Source organism: Streptococcus timonensis (assembly GCF_047463455.1).
Classification (GTDB): Bacteria; Bacillota; Bacilli; order Lactobacillales; family Streptococcaceae; genus Streptococcus; species Streptococcus timonensis_B.
The window spans coordinates 165,434-180,832 of sequence record NZ_JASHDV010000001.1 but is presented as its reverse complement, the minus strand read 5'-3'; the positions used below and the strand labels follow the sequence as shown (position 1 = coordinate 180,832).

At 39.1% G+C, this 15,399-nt stretch carries 15 protein-coding genes; 4 read left to right on the top strand and 11 right to left on the bottom strand.

Going from position 1 to position 15,399, the window contains the following annotated elements; all coding sequences use genetic code 11:
• The first annotated feature begins 96 nt into the window (after nucleotides 1-96).
• Nucleotides 97-792, top strand: a complete 696-nt coding sequence (locus QM847_RS00940) for a VIT family protein (protein WP_269796909.1) — start codon at nucleotides 97-99, stop codon at nucleotides 790-792.
• 55 nt (nucleotides 793-847) lie between these two features.
• On the opposite strand, the gene QM847_RS00935 is transcribed toward QM847_RS00940, so the two are convergent.
• The 3 genes from QM847_RS00935 to QM847_RS00925 are packed head-to-tail and all read right to left on the bottom strand — an operon-like array spanning nucleotide 848 to nucleotide 3,745.
• Nucleotides 848-1,120, bottom strand: a complete 273-nt coding sequence (locus QM847_RS00935) for a PspC domain-containing protein (RefSeq protein WP_414353299.1) — start codon at nucleotides 1,118-1,120, stop codon at nucleotides 848-850.
• Nucleotides 1,121-1,179: 59 nt separating this feature from the next.
• Nucleotides 1,180-1,629, bottom strand: coding sequence for a SprT family protein (locus QM847_RS00930; RefSeq protein WP_414353298.1), 450 nt, complete (start codon nucleotides 1,627-1,629; stop codon nucleotides 1,180-1,182).
• Nucleotides 1,616-3,745: a Tex family protein gene (locus QM847_RS00925; RefSeq protein ID WP_414353297.1), complete on the bottom strand. Its 2,130-nt coding sequence runs from the start codon at nucleotides 3,743-3,745 to the stop codon at nucleotides 1,616-1,618. Before QM847_RS00925 ends, QM847_RS00930 begins: the two co-directional genes overlap by 14 nt.
• A gap of 155 nt (nucleotides 3,746-3,900) precedes the next feature.
• Between QM847_RS00925 and QM847_RS00920 the strand changes: the two genes are divergently transcribed.
• The 3 genes from QM847_RS00920 to QM847_RS00910 are packed head-to-tail and all read left to right on the top strand — an operon-like array spanning nucleotide 3,901 to nucleotide 5,750.
• On the top strand, nucleotides 3,901-4,032 hold the full coding sequence (locus tag QM847_RS00920; RefSeq protein ID WP_000268695.1) for an SPJ_0845 family protein: 132 nt from the start codon (nucleotides 3,901-3,903) through the stop codon (nucleotides 4,030-4,032).
• Entirely contained in the window at nucleotides 4,033-4,938 is a 906-nt protein-coding gene (locus QM847_RS00915) for a permease (RefSeq protein ID WP_414353296.1), read from the top strand.
• On the top strand, nucleotides 4,935-5,750 hold the full coding sequence (locus QM847_RS00910) for a TIGR03943 family putative permease subunit (RefSeq protein ID WP_414353295.1): 816 nt from the start codon (nucleotides 4,935-4,937) through the stop codon (nucleotides 5,748-5,750). The genes QM847_RS00915 and QM847_RS00910 overlap by 4 nt, the downstream gene beginning before the upstream one ends.
• 106 nt (nucleotides 5,751-5,856) lie before the next feature.
• Here QM847_RS00910 and QM847_RS00905 read toward each other — a convergent pair whose 3' ends face one another.
• The 8 genes from QM847_RS00905 to QM847_RS00870 all read right to left on the bottom strand — a co-directional run bounded on the left by QM847_RS00905 (nucleotide 5,857) and on the right by QM847_RS00870 (nucleotide 15,280).
• Nucleotides 5,857-6,909, bottom strand: coding sequence for a hypothetical protein (locus tag QM847_RS00905; RefSeq protein ID WP_414353294.1), 1,053 nt, complete (start codon nucleotides 6,907-6,909; stop codon nucleotides 5,857-5,859).
• Nucleotides 6,910-7,068: 159 nt separating this feature from the next.
• Entirely contained in the window at nucleotides 7,069-7,944 is an 876-nt protein-coding gene (gene aguB / locus QM847_RS00900) for an N-carbamoylputrescine amidase (RefSeq protein ID WP_414353293.1), read from the bottom strand.
• Nucleotides 7,945-7,953: 9 nt separating this feature from the next.
• Nucleotides 7,954-9,039 (bottom strand): agmatine deiminase, encoded by a 1,086-nt coding sequence (gene aguA, locus QM847_RS00895; RefSeq protein WP_414353292.1) that lies wholly within the window; start codon nucleotides 9,037-9,039, stop codon nucleotides 7,954-7,956.
• A complete protein-coding gene (nspC, locus tag QM847_RS00890; RefSeq protein ID WP_414353291.1) occupies nucleotides 9,036-10,163 on the bottom strand; it encodes a carboxynorspermidine decarboxylase in 1,128 nt (375 codons plus the stop codon). Before nspC ends, aguA begins: the two co-directional genes overlap by 4 nt.
• Nucleotides 10,163-11,422, bottom strand: a complete 1,260-nt coding sequence (locus QM847_RS00885; protein ID WP_414353290.1) for a saccharopine dehydrogenase family protein — start codon at nucleotides 11,420-11,422, stop codon at nucleotides 10,163-10,165. The genes nspC and QM847_RS00885 overlap by 1 nt, the downstream gene beginning before the upstream one ends.
• Complete coding sequence (gene speE, locus QM847_RS00880; RefSeq protein WP_251936267.1) at nucleotides 11,419-12,279, bottom strand: polyamine aminopropyltransferase; 861 nt, start codon at nucleotides 12,277-12,279, stop codon at nucleotides 11,419-11,421. Before speE ends, QM847_RS00885 begins: the two co-directional genes overlap by 4 nt.
• Complete coding sequence (locus tag QM847_RS00875; protein ID WP_414353289.1) at nucleotides 12,280-13,734, bottom strand: aminotransferase class I/II-fold pyridoxal phosphate-dependent enzyme; 1,455 nt, start codon at nucleotides 13,732-13,734, stop codon at nucleotides 12,280-12,282. It abuts the gene before it with no gap.
• 694 nt (nucleotides 13,735-14,428) lie between these two features.
• Nucleotides 14,429-15,280: a CbrC family protein gene (locus QM847_RS00870; RefSeq protein WP_414353288.1), complete on the bottom strand. Its 852-nt coding sequence runs from the start codon at nucleotides 15,278-15,280 to the stop codon at nucleotides 14,429-14,431.
• Between the last annotated feature and the right edge of the window lie 119 nt (nucleotides 15,281-15,399).

Genomic DNA, 15,399 nt, shown 5'->3' with positions numbered 1-15,399 from the left:
TATGACTTTATTAGAATTGTAGAACTTTTTTCAGAGAGTTTGAAAAGTTTGTCATCACTACTCCTTTATTTTATAATAGATATAAAGGAGAACATTATGTCGGAAAATACACATGAAATAGATACAAACTTTGCTGGTCGTTTAAATATTTTACGTGCTGGTGTACTGGGAGCAAATGATGGAATTATCTCTATCGCTGGAGTTGTTATCGGGGTAGCGAGTGCTACAACTAATATCTGGATTATCTTCCTCTCAGGATTGGCTGCTATTCTTGCTGGTGCCTTTTCTATGGCAGGTGGTGAATATGTATCTGTATCTACTCAAAAAGACACAGAGGAAGCTGCTGTAGCCCGTGAACAACTACTTTTGGATAAAGATATGGATGCTGCAAAGAAATCTCTCTATGCAGCTTATCTTCAAAATGGTGAGTGTGAAACTTCAGCTCAACTATTAGTTAACAAAGCTTTTCTAAAAAATCCACTTAAGGCGCTAGTCGAAGAAAAATACGGGATCGAGTATGAAGAATTCACCAATCCTTGGCATGCTGCAGCATCTAGCTTCATCGCTTTTGTTCTTGGTAGTCTTCCACCAATGCTATCAATTATTGTTTTTCCAAGTGACTATCGAATTCCTGCAACTGTCTTTATCGTTGCGATTTCTCTATTAATCACAGGTTACACCAGTGCAAAACTTGGGAAAGCCCCAACCAAAACAGCCATGATTCGTAACCTTTGTATCGGTCTTTTAACCATGGGAGTTACCTATCTCTTTGGCCAATTGTTTAGTATTTAAAAAAGATACCGTGAGGTATCTTTTTTATTATCTAAACATAAATAATTAATAAGAACTACCAAAACCAACCTTTATCATCATCGATAGGTTCCGCTTCTTTCATTTTGCGTGGGCCAGTTCCGTACATCTCCGCTTCTATATCTTCCTTGGTTGGTAGGATATAGGCTAGGATGATATAGATGATGATTCCGAGTCCAAAGTTTGCGATTGTAAAGATTGCAAAAATGAAGCGCACGAGTGTCACATCAAGATCCCAGCTATCAGATAGACCAGCAAGTACACCTGATATCATGCGATATCTTCTCATTTTATAAAATTTTCTATTCATGATTTGTACCTCTTTCGGTATTCTTGAAATTAGTATAACATGAACTAAAACACTCTGCATCAGTCCTTGGGCTGATTTTGTAGGATGAGCTTCCCATGACAAAGACCACATCGATAACGTTTTGTATCAATTCGACGTTTTCTCTGATAAGCTTGCTCACAAGAGTGACATTTATAAATCAAAACTGGTTTTTGACGAGCGCTTGATAAGGGAGGAACAAAGCGGAGTCCATCCACTTCTTTTAACAGTTCCTTAAAAGCCAAATCCTTATGCCTATACCCTTTTCTCTCATAATAGAGATGGTAATGACAGAGTTCGTGACGGACAATCTTTCGAAACACATCCAAACCAAGTTCTTGAAAGACTTTAGGATTAAAATCCAAATGCCCATCCTTAGGGAAAAATCGTCCACCTGTCGACCGCAGACGAGTATTCCATTGAGCTTGATGATTGAATGGTTTCCCAAAGTCTTCTAAAGAGACTTGCCTAACGTAATCAGTTAGATTCATCTAGTGCAATGAGCGACAGATTTACTTTTTCACGTTGGACATCGATTTTCTTTACCCAAACTGTTACCAAATCACCAACTGAAACGACTTGACTCGGATGCTTGATGAATTTCTTGCTCATGTGAGAGATATGAATGAGACCGTCCTCGTGAATACCTATGTCAACAAAGGCACCGAAGTCTACAACGTTACGAACGACACCTTCAAGCTTTTGACCGATTTTTAAATCCTTGATATCCAAGACATCCTGACGGAGGACTGGCGCATCAAAAGAATCACGGAAATCACGGCCTGGTTTGAGAAGATCTGCGATAATATCTTTAAGTGTTTCTTGACCGAGGTCTAGCTCTTGAGCCATTTCACTAACTGATACAGACTTGAGTTTTGCTTGTGCTTCTTCGTTTAGGTCCTTAATGTCCAAACGTTTGAAGAGTTCTTTGACAGCACCATAGTTTTCCGGGTGAACACCTGTGTTGTCAAGGATATTGCTACTTTCAGGGATACGGAGGAAACCGGCAGCCTGTTCAAACGCTTTAGCACCTAAACGAGGAACTTTCTTGATTTGGGCGCGTGAAGTGATTTTACCTTCTTCTTCACGATACTTCACGATATTTTCAGAGATCGTTTTGTTAAGTCCTGCGACATGTGAAAGTAAGGCTGGACTAGCTGTATTGACATTGACACCGACTTGGTTAACTACTGTATCTACGACAAAGTCTAGACTTTCAGATAGTTTTTTCTGACTAACATCGTGCTGATATTGACCGACACCGATTGATTTGGGATCGATTTTAACCAATTCAGCAAGTGGGTCTTGCAAGCGACGAGCAATAGAAATAGCAGAGCGTTTCTCAACGGTTAACTCAGGAAACTCTTGACGAGCAAGTTCACTAGCTGAGTAGACAGATGCCCCGCTCTCATTTACAATAACATAGCTGACCTCAGGAAAATCTTTAAGTACTTCAGCTACAAAGGCTTCGCTCTCACGACTAGCAGTACCATTACCGATGGCAATGATTTCCACACCATATTGACCAATCAAATCTGCCAAATCTCTCTTTGCTTCTTCAATCTGACGAGCTGAAGCTGGTTTGACGGGATAAATGACTTGCGTTGTTAGCATCTTCCCAGTTGCATCAACGACTGCAAGCTTTGCACCTGTACGAAAGGCAGGGTCAAATCCAAGGACCACGCGCCCTTTAAGAGGAGCAACAAGGAGAAGATTGCGAAGGTTTTCTGAGAAGAGTTGGATAGCTCCTTCTTCTGCCTTTTCTGTTAGTTCAGTGCGAATACGACGCTCAATAGCTGGTAATACTTTTTTCTTAACAGATTGCTGAATAACTTCATCAATATAAGCATTCTTAACCTTGAAACGAGCAGCAAAGAAGGCTTGGATACGATCAACTGCATGCTCAAATCCAATCTTCAAAACACCTAGCTTCTCACCACGATTAAGGGCAAGTGTACGGTAGCCCTGCATATTGGCAACTGTTTCTGAGAAGTCATAATAAATCTGAAAGACTTGTTTTTCATCTAGACTCTCGTCTTTAAGTTGAGATGTAATCTTAGAATGTCTAAGGACTTCTTGATAGGTCATTGAACGCAAGTTGACATCTTCAGAGAGAGCTTCAACCAAGATGTCTACAGCCCCAGCCAAAGCTTCTTGAGGAGTTTCGAAACCTTCACAGACAAATGCCTCTGCTTCTTTTTCTAGGTTAGAAACATTTTGTAAAATTAAACGAGCAAGTGGAAAAAGTCCAGCCTCACGCGCAATCGTTGCCTTGGTCCGACGTTTCTCCTTATAGGGAAGATAGAGTTCTTCTACATCTGCGAGTTTTTCAGCTGATAGAATTGCTTCTTCCAATTCCTTTGTTAGCTTGCCTTGCTCTTTGATTTTTGCTAAGACCGCTTCCTTACGATCATTTAGAGCAGTTAAACTCTTATCGAGGTCGATAATAGCCTTAATAGCTACCTCATCTAGACTTCCGGTCATATCTTTCCGATAACGGGCGATAAAGGGGATAGTTGCTCCTTCTGCTGTTAAAGACAAGACAGTATCAATCTGCTTTAAAGTTACACCCAAATCTTGGGAAATTTTTTCATATTTTTTATCCATGAAACTATTATACCATAAGGAAGAAAGCTTGTTTTCATTAATTTGTTGCTTTATTTCAACTTTATAAAGATAAAAGCCATGTTTATTTTAAAATCCAACTATTTCTTAGAAATAATAGTATAATAGTGATAACTAAAAGAATCGAGGTATGCCTTATGGCTGTTAAATTTACAAAAACTGATGACTTAGATAAGATGTTCGAAGAATTCGCTAAACTACCTGACTTAAAGCAAGTAACATTTCCAGATGACAAAGAAAAGAAAGATAAGGCAGAAAAGAAAAAATAGATGACACTCTTTCAAAGTTTACCTTCTAGTGTGCTACAAGCTGGCGCCATTTTTCTTTCAATTATCATTGAAGCTTTACCCTTTGTCTTAATTGGTAGTATCATCTCTGGTGCCATTGAAGTCTATGTGACTCCTGAGAAGGTTTATAAATTTCTCCCTAAAAATCGCTTGGGGAGAATCTTTTTTGGTACCTTCATTGGTTTTCTCTTTCCCTCTTGTGAGTGTGGGATTGTCCCTATCATCAATCGTTTCTTGGAGAAGAAGGTTCCAAGCTATTCAGCTGTTCCCTTTCTAGTAACCGCTCCAATCATCAATCCCATCGTACTTTTTGCGACTTATTCAGCTTTTGGTAATTCCATTCAAATGGTTCTTCTAAGAGCTTTAGGGGCAATACTCATTGCTACGATATTGGGTATTTTCCTTGGATTTTTCTGGGAAGAATCGATTCAAAAAGAAAATAGAATCTCTTGCCATGAGCATGATTTTTCTCACTTGAGTAAAGGTCAAAAAATACTTCAGGTATTTATCCAAGCTATTGATGAATTCTTTGATATGGGGCGTTATTTAGTCTTTGGCTGTCTTTTTGCAAGTATAGTTCAAGTATATGTTCCAACTCGGCTCTTGACATCTATCAGCGCAACACCACTACTGGCTATTATTCTGTTAATGCTCTTATCATTCCTACTATCACTCTGTAGTGAGGCGGATGCCTTTATTGGCTCTTCACTTCTCTCCAGTTTTGGCTTTGCTCCAGTTCTTGCCTTTCTGGTTATCGGCCCTATACTTGATGTTAAGAACTTACTCATGATGAAGAATTATCTTAAAACTCGCTTTATTTGGCAGTTCATGACAATAGTGACTCTCGTTGTACTTATTTATTCTTATCTAGTTGGGGTGATGCTATGATACGATTTATCATTTTGTTCAGCTATTTTGTCTTAACCCTTTATCTGCAACTATCAGGTAAGCTCAATCAGTATCTAAATCTCCACTATTCATATCTGGCTTATATTACTATGTTTTTATCTTTGTTACTAGCCATTGTTCAAGCCTATCTTTGCTTCAAGCGTTTGAAAGAACATAGTCACTTACATAGTTTTTCAGCCAAGTTTGCTAGTTTTGTCCTCTTAAGTTTACCCTTGTTAGTTGGATTTACATTTCCAACTGTCAGTCTGGATTCTCAAACAGTATCGGCAAAAGGATATTATTTCCCTTTGTCTGAAGGAACTGACAAGGCAATCCAAGCAAGTGAAGGTACGAGCAGTCAGTATCTCAAACCGGATACCAGTCGCTTTTATTCAAAGACAGCTTATGAAAAAATTGTTAGGAAATCTGCTGATAAATACTTAGCTCAATCTAGTATAGTTATAAATGATGAAAATTACCTAGAGGTCATGGAAGCTATCTATGATTATCCAAATGAATTTGAAGGTAAAGAAATAGAGTTTACTGGTTTTGTCTACAACGATCCAAATCATGCTAATAGTCAATTTGTCTTTCGCTTTGGTATCATGCACTGTATCGCTGATTCAGGAGTTTTTGGCCTCTTAACCACAGGAAATACCAATCATTATGAGAATAACACCTGGGTAAAAGTCAAAGGTAAGATTAGCAATCACTATCACAAGGAACTCAAGCAAATCCTCCCAATCCTTGAAGTCCAGTCTATCATCAAAGTAGACAAACCAGAGAATCCTTATGTTTATAAAGAATTTTAAAAAAGTAGCCTAATTGGGCTACTTTTTCTTGTAAAATTAAATTACTTTTCATCTAAAAATCTCAAATATTGTTTTATAATTTACACAATAATACCGAGCATTTCTTTTATGTCGTATAGAAAAAAATCGACAAATCACTATCAGACTCGTATTTTTTCCATGCTAGGCTAAATCCATAATAGTCTTCATATTCTGGATGCCAGTCATAATAAAGTGGGACACGGCTAAATTTTCTAGTAACAACTTCATCTTCAAATTCTGGGGACTCTCCTGCAGTAATTCCAAATTGTAGACCATTTATTTCCCAGGTGTTTCCCCAAACATTTTCATCTGATAGAACGTCAATCCAACGGGAGGCGTCAATATCAAAATCTGCACATAATTCAAGTTCTAACAATTTACTGTAGTTTACCTTGGTGGGTTTAATGAAGTAGGCACCCTCTACCTGATACTTTTTATCTTGTACTTGAATTTGTGTGATTTTCATCGGAATTGGAATTCTATTTAACTCCAACCAAAAATAGCCTAGAGGAGTTTTGATTGCATGGTAAATTTGTTTAGACTCTATTTTTACTTTTTTCGAGCAAGCATTTAGAATTCTTCCATGCTCAAGTATATTTTTACAAACTATTTTTGAAGTCTCGGGATCAAAAATAGAATACCTACGGATAACCCTTTTTAACTTTTCAGCGGGATAAGTGATATCTCTTGGGAAAGCATGATATTTCTGGACTACCAGAGCTATTTTTTCAATATTTTCCTTCCCAGTTGGTACAATCACACCATGACCAATCTGAATAGTTGGATCATCACAGATATAGGTATATCCATTTCCACCTTCTTGAAATTCAACAACCACGAGATTTAATTCCTGATCATGATCGAAAAGCTGTTCAGCTTTCACACTGGTCTGACGTTCATAAAAAGTAAAACAATCTGGATTATCCTCTTCATCAAAAACCATGAAACTACCACAATTTGGGCACTTCCACAAACGAAAGGAAACCTCTGAAATGTCATCATAGGAAATTGTATCATTACCATCTTTCTTATTCATAATTTCTACTAAGAGCTCATCCGAATAAACTGAATGAGCATTTGGATTGGGCGCTAAGTCGTCATTCATTGCTTGACCACATCTACAAGTCCATTTTTCCATATCTAACCTCAGCCACGACTTAATTCTTCAAGGAAAAATTGATTGAGCACTTTCCAGTCTCTTTTAACCTTGCTAACACTATGTTCATTTTATCAGAATTCTAGGACATTATCAAAAATTACTATAGTATCTACAGAAAAAAGCCTACGATAGGCTTTTTCATCTCACAATATCTTTATACATATCTGGTCGTCTATCTCTAAACAAGCCCCAGTTTAGGCGCTCATTTGCTCCTTTCTCGAGGTCATATGTAGTTAACAAGATTGCTTCAGCTTGGCTATCTGCTTGAGTCAAGATAGCTCCTGTTTCATCGGTCATAAAGGATGAACCATAGAAATTAAGACTTGAACTTTGCCCTCCGTTTTCCTCGCAAGGTTGTACTTCTTCCACACCATAACGATTGGCTGCAATAACTGGGACAATATTTGCTGCTGCGTGTCCTTGCATGGTACGTTGCCAATGACCACAACTATCTGTATCCAAGATAGGCTCCGAACCAATGGCTGTTGGATAAAAGAGTAATTCTGCACCATTTAGAGCAAGACAACGGGCTGTTTCAGGGAACCACTGATCCCAACAAATTCCAATACCGATTTTCGCATAGCGAGTATCCCAAACTTTAAAGCCTGTGTTTCCAGGAGTAAAGAAGAATTTTTCTTGATAAAAATGGTCATCTGGTATATGCGTTTTGCGATAAACTCCTAGCACTTCTCCATCAGCATCAATGATAGCAATCGAATTATATAAGACATTACCATCCTTTTCATAGAAACTGATCGGTAAAACGACCTTTAGTTCCTTGGCAATCACTTTGAAATGCTGAATAGCCGTATTCTCTGATACTGACTGGGCATACTGGTAGTAGTCATATTGTCGTTCCTGACAGAAATAGGGACGTTCAAATAATTCAGGCAAGAGAATAATTTGTGCATCTTGGTCTACTGCTTGTCTAACCAAACGTTCAGCTGTTTGAATATTTGTCGCTACGTCTGAACTACATTGCATCTGAATAGCTGCAACTGTTACATTTCTCATCTTTTTCTCCTATTCTGGAATTTGTTGGGTAATACAGTGGATATTTCCACCACCTAAAAGAATATCTCTAGCTGGAATTCCTACCACTTCACGGTCTGGGAAACACAGGCTAAGAATATCTAAGGCCACTTGGTCGTTGACATCCTGAAATTGTGGCACCAAGACAGACTTATTGGCAATATAGAAGTTCACATAGGATGCTGCTAAACGCTCACCAGCATAGCGTTCTTCTTCACCTTCTTCATATGAATAGCCTGGCAAATCTTCTTCCGTCACTACTTGATGAAGAGCTGGAATTGGGAGTTTATGAATTGTGAAGGAACGGCCTTTTGCATCTGTTTCCGTCTCTAAAAGAGCTAGATCTGCTGCAGACATGGCATACTGGGGATCGTCTTTGTCATCTGTCCAAGCTAAAACAATCTCCGCTGGGCCTACAAAGGTAGCAACATTGTCGACGTGTTCATTGGTTTCGTCCTGATAAATACCGTAAGGAAGCCAGATGACTTTTTCAGCTCCAAGACTCTCTAATAAGGTCTTTTCAATCTCCTCTTTAGACATATGAGGATTGCGACCAGGACTGAGGAGACAACTTTCTGTGACAAGTATTGTTCCTTGGCCGTCACTGTGAATGGCACCACCTTCTAGTACAAAAGGTTTGGCGCTATAAACAGGTATATTTAATTCTTTAGCAAAGGAAGGCGCGACTTGGTCATCTGCTTCATAGTCTTGATAAAGTCCATCCACAGAACCTCCCCAAGCATTGAAAGACCAGTCTACCGCTAACTTCTCCCTTTTATCATTAAGGAGAATGGTCGGACCTGTATCACGAGCCCAGGCATCATTTGTCTGAATATCGAGATAAACAACATTATCTCCAAGATAGGATTGTGCTTCAGATAGATAGTCCTCCTCAACCAAAAGGTAGACTGTTTCCCCCTGAGCAATGATTTTGATAATCTGGCTAAAAGCAGCTTTAGCGGCCTTGCCTTCAAATGGCCAAGAACCTGGTCGAGTAGGCCATATCATAAGAGTCCCATGATGGGGTTCATACTCTGCAGGCATACGATAACCTAATTTCTTTGGACGGTCCATCATGATAATCTCTCCTTAAAGTCTTGGTAGCCAAATGCTTTGACTAGACTGCACTCACCCTCTTTGTCCATGAGATACAAACTTGGAAGTCCAATACCGTTAAAGGTATTATTTTTGACAAATGAGTAAATAGCCATGTCTTCAAAGTAAAGTCTATCTCCAATCTCAACTGGATTTTCAAAACTATAGTCACCAATGATATCTCCTGTTAGACAGGTATTGGAAGAAAGTCTATATGTATAGTTTTTTTCTTTCGCTTCAAAACCATCTCTCAATGGTGGACGATAAGGCATTTCAAGGACATCTGGCATATGGCAGCTCGCTGAAGCGTCTAGTACTAAGGTCTCAATCCCATTCTCTACAATATCTAAAACTTCAGTAGCTAAATAACCCGCATTAAGTGCAATGGCTTCTCCTGGCTCGATATAGACATCAAGATTATAGGTTTCTCGAATGCGTTTAATCTCAGAAATCAGTAAGTCCACATCGTAGTCTTCTCTTGTAATGTGATGTCCACCGCCCATATTGAGCCATTTAACATGATGCAAGTACTGTCCAAACTGCTCTTCTACTGCTTTCAAGGTTGTCTCTAAATCATCGGCACCTTGTTCACAAAGAGTGTGGAAATGAAGTCCGTCCACCAAGTCCAGCAAATCACTTGGTATCTTATCTGAAGTCACTCCAAAACGGGAACCAGGAGCACAAGGGTCATAGAGCGCGTGATCTCCTTGTGTTGAACATTGAGGATTAAGGCGCAAACCTACACTAATCCCAGCTTCACGACAAGTTTGACCATATTTTCGTAGTTGTCTGTCTGAGTTAAAAACAATATGATCCGATAGTTGAAGCAACTCTTCCATGTCAGCTTCCTTGAAAGCAGGCGCAAATACATGGACTTCCCCTGGAAACTCTTCTCTAGCTAGCTTTGCTTCATAGAGTCCACTGGCCGTTGTACCAGACAGATACTGACTAATCATGGGATAGGTTTTATAGAGAGAATAAGCCTTTTGAGCTAGCAAAACCTTACAACCTGCCTTTTCCTGAACCTGTTGCAGAATGCTGCAATTTTCTTCTAGTTTTGCTAAATCAATGACATAGGCTGGCGTTGGTACTTGTTCTAATTTCATTAGTCCACCATTTGTGGATTTTCAACCACAACCCATGGCAAACCGTATTTATTTAAAGCTTCCATGAATGGGTCTGGATCCAACTCTTCCAGGTTATAAACTCCAGGCTGTTTCCATGTACCATCCATCACTAGTTTTGTCCCAATCATAGCAGGGACACCTGTTGTATAAGAAATGGCTTGTGATCCAACTTCTGCGTAGCACTCCTGATGGTCGCAAACATTGTAGATGTATATGGTCTTTTCAACGCCATCTTTGACACCTGTAAAGATACATCCAATATTAGTTTTTCCAACTGTACGTGGTCCAAGGCTTGCAGGATCTGGAAGCAAGGCTTTCAAGAATTGGATCGGCACGATTTCTTGACCGTTAAAGTTAATAGCATCTGTACGAAGGAGCCCAACGTTTTCCAAGCATTTCATATGCGTTAGATAAGATTGGCCAAAAGTCATAAAGAAACGAATGCGTTTAACACCAGGGATGTTTTTAGCCAATGATTCAATTTCTTCATGGTGAAGAAGATACATATCTTTTTGTCCAACTTGAGGGAAATCATATTCACGTTTGATAGACATGGCTTCAACTTCTACCCATTTTCCATCTTCCCAGTAAGAACCTGGTGCAGAAACCTCACGGAGGTTGATTTCTGGATTAAAGTTGGTCGCAAATGGATAACCGTGGTCACCACCATTACAGTCTAAAATGTCGATATAATGGATTTCATCAAAGTAGTGTTTCAAAGCATATGCTGAAAAGACGCTGGTTACCCCTGGGTCAAAACCAGAACCAAGAAGAGCTGTCAAGCCAGCTTCTTTGAATTTTTCTTGGTAAGCCCATTGCCATGAATAATCAAAGTAAGCCGTAAATCCAAGCTCTTTACAGCGTTTCTCATAAATGGCACGCCATTCAGGGTCTTCTGTATCTTCAGCCTCATAGTTGGCTGTGTCGATATAGTGAACGCCCGTTGCCAAACAAGCGTCCATAATAGTCAAATCTTGGTACGGTAGAGCCACGTTCAAAACAGCTTCTGGTTTGTAGCTTTCAATCAAGGCAATCACTTCTTCTACCTTGTCAGCATCAAGAGCAGCTGTTTCAATTTTAGTGCTTGTTTTTCTCTCTAATTTAGCTTTCAAGTCATCACATTTTGACTTGGTACGGCTGGCAATCATAATTTCTTTAAAAGTATCGCTATCTTGGCAAATCTTTGAAATAGCAACTTGGGCAACTCCCCCACATCCAATAACTAATAAACGACTCATTTTTTTCCTTCCTCTTCTTCTAAAATGTCCTCAACGTATTTTGGCAACATAAAGGCACCAATGTGTAAGTTTGCAGTATAGTATTCTGTGAATAGCTGGCGTTTTTTCCAGCCTTCCTTATCAAAATCTTTGACAGGGTGGTATTTTTTTGACGCAAATCCAAATAACCAATAGCCAGCAGGACTGGTTGGGATGTGAGCCTGATAAACTCGGCTGATTGGAAAGGCTTGATTGACCTTGCGGTGCATGCTCCGGCAAGCAGACTCATCTTCGTCAAAGAAAGGACTACCATGCTGGTAAATCATAATACCATCTTCTTTCAAAGCACGGTAACTATTACCGTAAAATTCCTTTGTAAAAAGACCTTCTGTATGTCCAAATGGATCTGTCGCATCATTGATGATAATGTCGTAGTCATCTTCACAGTTTCTCAAAAAACGCAGACCATTTTGATAATAAATGGTAACACGAGGGTCATCAAGTCCTGCAGCAAAATCTGGGAAGTATTCTCTACAAACCTCTACCAACATTTCATCAGGTTCTACAATATCGATTTGCTCCAGTTCAGGATAGAGTGTTAATACTTGGGCAACACCACCGTCACCACCCCCAATAACCAAGACTTTCTTTGGATTTGGATGGACAGCCATAGGAACGTGAACTGTCATTTCGTTGTAGACGAAATCATCCGCATCTGAGAACAAGACATGCCCATTTAAAATTAACACTTTCCCAAAAGCTGGTGTATCTAATACTTCAATATCCTGCCATTCACTTTGACCAGAATACAGTTGCTTTGCTGTTCTCATCGTTAACTTCACATCTGGAGTATGAACTTCAGAAAACCATAAATCCATCTAGTTCTCCTTTCTTTCAATGACATTGATGTGATTGACCTCTGGATCTTCCGTTCCTTGGAGGGAACAACCACGTTCTTTGGCAAATTGGATATAATCGACAATTTCTCGTGTAATGCGTTCACCTGGCGCTAGGATTGGAATACCTGGAGGATAGCACATGACAAATTCTCCACAGACCTGGCCAACGGACTCGTCTAATGTTAAGCTTCTTCTCTCTGCATAGAAGGCTTCCTGAGGAGATAGCACCAACTCAGGCTGGATATATTCTCCAGCAATCAAGTCCTTCCCATCTCGTGAGTATAGTCTCTTGATATCAGCTAAGGCACCGACCAAGCGTTCAATGTCTTGAATACGGTCACCAATTGAAATATAAGCTAAGATATTCCCAATATCACCAAACTCGATCTGAATGTCATATTCATCCCGTAAGAGATCATAAACTTCAATCCCTGTGAGACCAATTCCCTGAGTGTAGACGGACAACTTAGTCACGTCAAAATCGCAAACTGATACACCGTCTATTAACTCTTTTGAGTAGGCGTAGTAGCCGCCGATGGCATTGATTTCACGACGAGCATACTCAGATAACTCAATAACTTTTTCAAAGGACTCCTTACCACGAAGGGCAAGGTTTCTACGAGAAACATCTAGACTAGCCATTAGCAAGTAGGATGCTGATGTCGACTGTGTCAGATTAATAATCTGGCGTACGTACTCAGGATTCATCTGATTACCAACTAAAAGAAGGGAACTTTGAGTCAAGCTACCACCGGACTTATGCATGGATACAGCTGACATATCTGCTCCTGCATCCATTGCGGATAGAGGAAGTTTATCTGTAAAGTGTAGATGAGCACCGTGCGCCTCGTCTACCAAGACTTTCATTCCTGCGGCGTGAGCCATCTCTGTTAACCCCTTAAGGTCTGAACAAATCCCATAATAGGTTGGATTGTTAATTAGGATAGCCTTGGCATCCGGATGTTCCTTAATAGCTTGCGCCACACGATCATTTTCAAGCCCCAAAGCAATACCGATTTTAGGATCCACACTCATCTCTATATAGATGGGAATAGCTCCGCATAAAACGAGTGCATTAATAGCCGATTTATGGACATTTCGAGGAAGGATGATTTTATCACCGGATTTACAGGTGGAAAGAATCATGGTTTGCACGGATGAGGTTGTCCCGCCAATCATTAAAAAGGCATGAGCAGCACCAAATGCTTCTGCTGCTAGTTCTTCTGCATCTCTGATAATCGAAATTGGATGTCCTAGATTATCCAAAGGTTTCATAGAATTGACATCGATCCCAACGCATTTTTCCCCTAAAAGTTCTACTAATTCTGGGTTACCACGCCCACGCTTATGACCTGGTACATCGAAAGGAACAATTCTTTTTTTTCGTAACTTGACCAGTCCCTCATAAATTGGAGCTTGGTTTTGATTTAACATTATAGAGACATACTCCTTTATCATAGTTTTTTTCACCTTGTGTAAGGCTCTAAAGGATACTTATGAAAAAAGAGCAGGTTGACACCTGCTCTACAATCTACTGACGCGTTTATGTTTGTTTCTTTTGAGTATGTCTGTTCCTGATGTTTCCTAACTCTCTAGTAGCAAATATTACGTACTTTATTGATCGTTTCACAAGATGACGTGTGCTTTCACCACACTAACAAATCTATACGAATTAGGACAAATGTCCTAACATCAACTTATAAAAGTAGGCTTTTAACCCTATCAATAATGTGGCTTTTCAACCACGCTTCGGCATTCAACCCTGCCTGTCCGTAGGCATTTTTTACTCGGGTTTATATTTACTAGAAAACATCTTCTCATTTTCTAAGCTTTATAACTATATCATGTTTACACATATTTGTAAAGTATTTTGGGGAAACTTTATAAATTATTTACATTTTTGTTCGTATTTTTACTATACCTAAAAATTGAAAACTATTTCAAATTTGCCTTTAAATAATAAAATAGGAACTAAGTTTAGTAGCTCCTATTTTTCATATGATAATTTAATAGATGATAAAAGTATACTAAGATAAAATGTTCCGATTTTCATACTCTTAAATTAAATTAATGATTAGTCGTTAAAATTCCAAAGAAATTTATGTTAATGTGCTTGTATCGTTAAAAATTAATCCGCATCAACCCAAATCTGGTATTTTTGACAGTGGAGGCATCTGAAAAGATAGCCGCAAAGAGATCCATCCTTAACCAAGTATTTTTCAATATCTTGATATTCTTCACGCGCTTCATAGTCTGCCAAGACTTGCTCAGCGATTCCCATGTCCTTCAATTCTCGAGTTCCAACTGTACCCAAGTAAGCACAATAATCTTGGCAACAAGAAAGCCAATATTCTCCTTGCCAACTAGAGTAACCTGGGGTCTGACAAAAAAGTAGATGATTCTTTTCTGGATCCAATTCACCCTGCCACTCGGCATCTTGGATAAATTCCGCATCAAATTTTTTGGCCGCTTGACCGTTTGCGATACAAAATGGGCAAAGGTATTCTATATCCTCGATACTATAAGGTATAAGTGCATAATAAACATTGCTTTCTTTCCCACAAGATGGACAAACCTTAGCTTCTCCTTCAACAAATGAACCTGTAGCTAAGGGATCTGGATGATAGAAAAAATGGGGTAAGTCTTTTAACAAGTCCTGTCTTTGCTTCTTCTCTTCTTTTGTTAGGGGACGATGAAGGGCAAAACGATCGCCATGACTCTGACTCATTTCTTGTAAACAGCTCAGTTTCTTTATCTGTTTTCGATCAGGTTTGTCTAAGATTTCAGTAAATAAGCTATAGGCACTAGTGTAGAGACCCAATTGGTCATAGAGGTCAACTAAGACTTTTTTAGCTTCTAAATCCTCAGACTTAGCTAATTCATCAGCCAAATCATAAAGGGCTACAACACTTGAAGGCTTTCCATCTTTAGCATGGTATTCCCTTGTCCGAGTGATATATTCTTGTAAATATGGATTCATCTGACCACCTTCCTAATGGATGACATAAAATCTTAACAAATGGTAACAAGGACAATACCATTTAAATCTAATATTGCTTTATATAAATCTTTCATTTCATCACCTGATTTTAACCTCTC

Coding starts and splice junctions, on each gene's coding strand:
- QM847_RS00940 (WP_269796909.1), top strand. CDS start 97: ATGTCGGAAAATACACATGAAATAGATACAAACTTTGCTGGTCGTTTA.
- QM847_RS00935 (WP_414353299.1), bottom strand. CDS start 1,120: ATGAATAGAAAATTTTATAAAATGAGAAGATATCGCATGATATCAGGT.
- QM847_RS00930 (WP_414353298.1), bottom strand. CDS start 1,629: ATGAATCTAACTGATTACGTTAGGCAAGTCTCTTTAGAAGACTTTGGG.
- QM847_RS00925 (WP_414353297.1), bottom strand. CDS start 3,745: ATGGATAAAAAATATGAAAAAATTTCCCAAGATTTGGGTGTAACTTTA.
- QM847_RS00920 (WP_000268695.1), top strand. CDS start 3,901: ATGGCTGTTAAATTTACAAAAACTGATGACTTAGATAAGATGTTCGAA.
- QM847_RS00915 (WP_414353296.1), top strand. CDS start 4,033: ATGACACTCTTTCAAAGTTTACCTTCTAGTGTGCTACAAGCTGGCGCC.
- QM847_RS00910 (WP_414353295.1), top strand. CDS start 4,935: ATGATACGATTTATCATTTTGTTCAGCTATTTTGTCTTAACCCTTTAT.
- QM847_RS00905 (WP_414353294.1), bottom strand. CDS start 6,909: ATGGAAAAATGGACTTGTAGATGTGGTCAAGCAATGAATGACGACTTA.
- aguB (WP_414353293.1), bottom strand. CDS start 7,944: ATGAGAAATGTAACAGTTGCAGCTATTCAGATGCAATGTAGTTCAGAC.
- aguA (WP_414353292.1), bottom strand. CDS start 9,039: ATGATGGACCGTCCAAAGAAATTAGGTTATCGTATGCCTGCAGAGTAT.
- nspC (WP_414353291.1), bottom strand. CDS start 10,163: ATGAAATTAGAACAAGTACCAACGCCAGCCTATGTCATTGATTTAGCA.
- QM847_RS00885 (WP_414353290.1), bottom strand. CDS start 11,422: ATGAGTCGTTTATTAGTTATTGGATGTGGGGGAGTTGCCCAAGTTGCT.
- speE (WP_251936267.1), bottom strand. CDS start 12,279: ATGGATTTATGGTTTTCTGAAGTTCATACTCCAGATGTGAAGTTAACG.
- QM847_RS00875 (WP_414353289.1), bottom strand. CDS start 13,734: ATGTTAAATCAAAACCAAGCTCCAATTTATGAGGGACTGGTCAAGTTA.
- QM847_RS00870 (WP_414353288.1), bottom strand. CDS start 15,280: ATGAATCCATATTTACAAGAATATATCACTCGGACAAGGGAATACCAT.